This is a genomic window from Vibrio sp. V30_P3S12P165 (genome assembly GCF_009904905.1).
In the GTDB taxonomy this organism is placed as follows: Bacteria; Pseudomonadota; Gammaproteobacteria; order Enterobacterales; family Vibrionaceae; genus Vibrio; species Vibrio fujianensis.
In genome coordinates this window covers 1-4,832 of sequence record NZ_WXWH01000014.1, presented here as the reverse complement: position 1 = coordinate 4,832, position 4,832 = coordinate 1, and the positions used below count along the sequence as shown (strand labels likewise).

At 43.3% G+C, this 4,832-nt stretch carries 5 protein-coding genes and 1 CRISPR repeat array; of the genes, 1 reads left to right on the top strand and 4 read right to left on the bottom strand.

All coding sequences use genetic code 11. The features are described 5' to 3' along the window. A partial coding sequence (locus CAG57_RS03090; protein ID WP_161439492.1) for an ISAs1 family transposase occupies positions 1-589 on the bottom strand: 589 nt, incomplete at its 3' end. A 549-nt stretch (positions 590-1,138) separates the two neighbouring features. Here CAG57_RS03090 and CAG57_RS03085 point away from each other — a divergent pair. Next, positions 1,139-2,542, top strand: a complete 1,404-nt coding sequence (locus CAG57_RS03085) for a fructose-specific PTS transporter subunit EIIC (protein WP_161433654.1) — start codon at positions 1,139-1,141, stop codon at positions 2,540-2,542. 54 nt (positions 2,543-2,596) lie between these two features. Here CAG57_RS03085 and CAG57_RS03080 read toward each other — a convergent pair whose 3' ends face one another. The 3 genes from CAG57_RS03080 to CAG57_RS03070 form a co-directional block, all read right to left on the bottom strand. After that, positions 2,597-3,082, bottom strand: a complete 486-nt coding sequence (locus tag CAG57_RS03080) for a hypothetical protein (protein ID WP_161433656.1) — start codon at positions 3,080-3,082, stop codon at positions 2,597-2,599. A 70-nt stretch (positions 3,083-3,152) separates the two neighbouring features. Then, positions 3,153-3,569, bottom strand: a complete 417-nt coding sequence (locus CAG57_RS03075; RefSeq protein ID WP_099611140.1) for an IrmA family protein — start codon at positions 3,567-3,569, stop codon at positions 3,153-3,155. Positions 3,570-3,730: 161 nt separating this feature from the next. Then, a CRISPR array of direct repeats spans positions 3,731-4,478; the repeat unit is 28 nt; unit sequence TTTCTAAGCTGCCTGTGCGGCAGTGAAC. A 64-nt stretch (positions 4,479-4,542) separates the two neighbouring features. After that, the coding region (locus CAG57_RS03070) for an ATP-binding protein (RefSeq protein WP_161433705.1) at positions 4,543-4,832 on the bottom strand (290 nt) is incomplete at its 5' end.

Genomic DNA, 4,832 nt, shown 5'->3' with positions numbered 1-4,832 from the left:
CCTTTACTGCCAACAAGTAATCACCGCCTTTGTTGGTAATTACCTTGGCAATTTTGATCTGGCAGGCCATCGCATCAATCGTCACGAGGGCTCCGCGCAAGTCGAGCATCTTAATCAATTCCGGAATTGCGGTGATTTCATTGCTCTTATTGTCAGTTTTGAGTTGGCCCAATACCAGTTGGTTGGCACTCGCGTAGGCGCTCACCATATGGATGGTGCTTTGTCTGTCATCTCTATCGTAGGAGCCGCGCAAAGTCTTGCCATCAATGGCAACCACCTCACCACACGTCAAGGTATGTACCGCATTCATCCAGCCCAGGAAACAGTCGCGAAACTCGGCAGGGTCAATACCTGCGATCAGACGAGCAAAGGTATCGTCAACAGGCACGCCGTTTTCAAACAGCCCCTGTTTAAGAAACCACTCATGGTGACCAAGAACATATTCACGAATGTCGGTCCAGCCTTGACCACCGGCTATCACGGCGCAGATTGAACCAAACAAAATATCAAACAGAGGGTAGTCAACTTTTGCGCTTTGCCGTTCGTCACGGATGATGCTGAAGTGCTCTTTGATGGTATTAATATTCATGGCAACACCTTAAAAAAGGAGCATAAGATCACAGCCCGCACGTCAGGTCAAACTTAACCTCGCATTGCGCAAAAAACGTTCATGATCTTGCCCTGCCCCCCTGCAGCGTCAAGTAGGAAGGGGATATCCGATTGGGCTAAACGAACGTCGCCAACACTGCTGCAGCGTCAAGCAAAAAAGGAATACCATTCAGCCAGTCTCTTTTGACTGGCTTTTTTTGTTTTTGGTATTGAGCGATATAAATCACATTTAAGCTTGAGTGATACAAATGTGTAGTAATAGACTCTTTTTTACTATTTCCGCTCCCCGCAAGATTAATTAAATTAGATCCATCATTTACTAAGCATGAATCAAAGCCGAATAATCCAATTAATCAATCGTTAATTTAATCAAAATCACCATCAAGAAAAGAATAAAAAGCCGTAATAAAAACACTTGATCAAATACGCCACCGATACTCAAACAATTTGGAGTTGCAGGTAGGCGGCAAGTGAATAAAAAAGGTGAGCATTAAATTATTATTTTAACTCAATCATAAGGTATAACATTATGAGTACCCTAACCGCTCAAGCTACCCATAATCGTAGCAATTTTAAAAAACTCCTCAGTACCATGAAAGGCCATCTTTTATTTGGTACCTCTCACATGTTGCCATTTATCGTCGCCGGAGGGGTATTATTGGCGCTTGCCGTCATGGCCTCTGGTAAAGGAGCCGTACCGGCTGATGGTTTATTAGCTGACATTTCTAATATTGGCATAAAAGGCTTGGTATTGTTTCCTATTATTTTAGGGGGCTTTATCGGTTATTCTATTGCGGATAAACCAGCACTTGCACCGGCAATGATCTCATCTGGTATTATGGCCGACATGGGCGGCGGTTTCCTTGGCTGTATCGTGGCAGGCTTTATTGCCGGTGGCGTGGTATTCCAACTGAAAAAAATCCCACTTTCAGCCAACATGACCGCATTGGGGGCATATTTTATTTATCCTCTGGTAGGTACAATCATTTCTGCAGGCATCGTGCTATGGGGGATCGGTGAGCCAATTAAATTATTCATGGCTTCGATGAATGAGTTTCTCGCATCCATGGCCGGAGCATCAAAGGTGGTGTTAGGGACAATTCTAGGCGGGATGACAGCCTTTGATATGGGTGGCCCAATTAATAAAGTCGCGACCCTATTCGCACAAACACAAGTCGATACCCAACCATGGCTTATGGGCGGCGTCGGTATCGCCATTTGTACACCACCGTTAGGTATGGCACTGGCAACCTTCCTATTTAAGAAAAAATTCACCAAACAAGAGCAAGAGGCGGGTAAAGCGGCAGCCATCATGGGATCCATTGGTATTTCTGAAGGCGCAATTCCATTCGCAGCCAATGACCCGATACGAGTGCTACCGTCTATCGTTGCTGGTGGTATCGTAGGCTGTGTATTTGGCTTCTTAACCAATGTATTGCTTCACGCACCTTGGGGTGGCCTGATCACCGCGCCAGTTTCAAGCAACATTCCAATGTATGTAGTCGGTATCGCACTCGGTTCGCTCACAACGGCTTTAATGGTTGGCTTTTGGAAACCGGTTGTCACTGACGATCCAGAAATGGAAAAAGAAGAGAACACCCAATCCGAGACTCAAACCATACCTACCGTGGGTGAAGGCGAATATGACATCGTAGCCGTCACCTGTTGTCCATCCGGTGTGGCGCACACTTTTATGGCCGCAAAAGCACTTGAAAAAGCAGGGGCAGCAGCCGGCATCAAAATCAAAGTTGAAACCCAAGGTCAAAATGGTATCAAAAACCGCATTACTGACCAAGACATCGCCCATGCTAAGCTCGTTATTCTTGCCCACGATATCCAAGTCAAAGATGCACATCGCTTTGCTAAAGCAAATATTATCGAATGTTCGACTAAAGAGGCGATGAAAAAAGCCGCTGAATTGATTCAAATTTAAATAATACGCTCCAGTTCAAGAGCCCTTCCCCCAAGGGCTCTATTTGAGGAAAACTCAACGAATATAACTTATCTTTAACACATTATTCCGCGCATTCTCGCCAGCTTCGATGAGATCATCAAAATCAAACCCGTTGACAAAATTAATCAGTGCTTTACTTTTAGCTGGATTAATTTTCAATTCATAAGCCAGTTTCTCTGTATTTGATAAATGTATTAATCTTTCAATTTCAACGCGAGATAAACCTGGATTAGACTTAACATAATCTTCAAGCAGAATTTGATTAAATGCTACGGCTGCGGCATATTGTTCATTATAATCTTTTCTCGATTCGATGAGTTCAACTAACGAGTCAATCACACTATCGTATGACTCTCCCTCTATTTTTGGCCGTGAGACATATTGATAAAAGCTTACCGGCCATAATAATCCCACTTCAATATGGTCTTTCCCTATATTATCATAACCATGCGTGGTAACGATTGAATAGCCCGATACAACAAACATCATAATAATATAAAAACGTAAAATGTGTTTCATAACACTTCCATTCTAAACATAATAATTTAATAGCAAAATAGCGTTGATAACCTAAAAAGCATCCTATAACTTATTGAGCCATACGAATATTGAAAGGTTTAAAATCTCGCGCTGATATCATTTTGCTTTTTAGAAGATTAATAGGTTGACCATCTACGATGGCTTGAGCATCCTTAACTAAGATGGTTAGTTGTTCATCACAAAAAGCCTCGCTCTCTAAGTATGCGTCGATATAACGATCAGCTGATGATTGGCCAAAGTGTGCAATTTCAATAACCCCCGATGCAACTTCTTCACCGACCTGATTAAAAGCAGAAACTGAAAGCTGAAGATCGATTATTTCATTCATTTCACTATCAAATGAAAAGACAGCCGAACATTGTCCTTGACCGGCCCAAACCGTATTGGAATGCCAAAATTCAACGGCATAAGCGGGTAAGGTTAAAAAAGAACTTATGGTGATACATATCAAGATAATCGCTTTCATCAAATTTTCTCCTTGATTGATGAATGAATGTTGCAGTTTATCTTAGAACGACGCGATAAAGCGCGAACTTTTTAAGCTATTTATAAGCTAAAAGTGGATCAGTTTTCGGTGATCGTTAACACAATGAACGAACGGTAACATAAGAAGAGCCGATCACTCGCTTTCTAAGCTGCCTGTGCGGCAGTGAACCGGTTGAGATGCCAGCCGTTGGAATGTTCAACTTTCTAAGCTGCCTGTGCGGCAGTGAACAAACGCTTGAGCCGCAGCTTTGAATCCAGCCCTTTCTAAGCTGCCTGTGCGGCAGTGAACGCCCACCTGGATAGAGTTCAGGCGAAAAGCGTTTTCTAAGCTGCCTGTGCGGCAGTGAACTAACGCTTGATAGCCGTACATCATCATTTCTCTTTCTAAGCTGCCTGTGCGGCAGTGAACTGAATGACTTCTTTTGCAAGCAAAGCAGATGCTTTCTAAGCTGCCTGTGCGGCAGTGAACGTATTTGTTGAGGCGATATTGCTTGCCCCGTTTTTCTAAGCTGCCTGTGCGGCAGTGAACGTAGGGATTTTTGTCTTGTACGACTTTTCAAATTTCTAAGCTGCCTGTGCGGCAGTGAACTGGTTGATCACTTCGGTCTAATCAGCAACATTTTTCTAAGCTGCCTGTGCGGCAGTGAACGTTCTGGATCTCTAGAGCTAACGGGCATAAGTTTTCTAAGCTGCCTGTGCGGCAGTGAACTTTGTAAAACCTCTTTATTGTCAAACCACGACTTTCTAAGCTGCCTGTGCGGCAGTGAACGTTCAAGGGTGACTTGTTGTAACACTATTAACTTTCTAAGCTGCCTGTGCGGCAGTGAACGTTTGTATGATATAAATGATATTTATTACACTTTTCTAAGCTGCCTGTGCGGCAGTTGTCAACGATCACCGAAAACTGATCCACTTTTAGCTTAAAAACGATCAATCAAAATTGATCCACCCTTTTACTCAGGTATTGCTCCTGAGCGTCGTTTATCTTTCAATCGATAACTATCACCACTTAACTGCAAAACATGCGAGTGGTGAAGCAGTCGATCTAACATCGCTGCCGTTAATGTCGCATCATCGGCAAATGCGCTAGGCCATTGGCCAAACGATAAATTGCTGGTCAAAATAATACTGCCATACTCATAGCGCTTAGCGATCACATTAAAAAATAGGTTGGCTTCTTCTCGCCCAAACGGCAGGTAACCGATTTCATCAATGATCAATAACCTTGGAGCCATCACAGAGC

What these genes read in the sequence shown, in the direction of transcription:
- CAG57_RS03085 (WP_161433654.1), top strand. Translation starts at nt 1,139, where the DNA reads ATGAGTACCCTAACCGCTCAAGCTACCCATAATCGTAGCAATTTTAAA.
- CAG57_RS03080 (WP_161433656.1), bottom strand. Translation starts at nt 3,082, where the DNA reads ATGAAACACATTTTACGTTTTTATATTATTATGATGTTTGTTGTATCG.
- CAG57_RS03075 (WP_099611140.1), bottom strand. Translation starts at nt 3,569, where the DNA reads ATGAAAGCGATTATCTTGATATGTATCACCATAAGTTCTTTTTTAACC.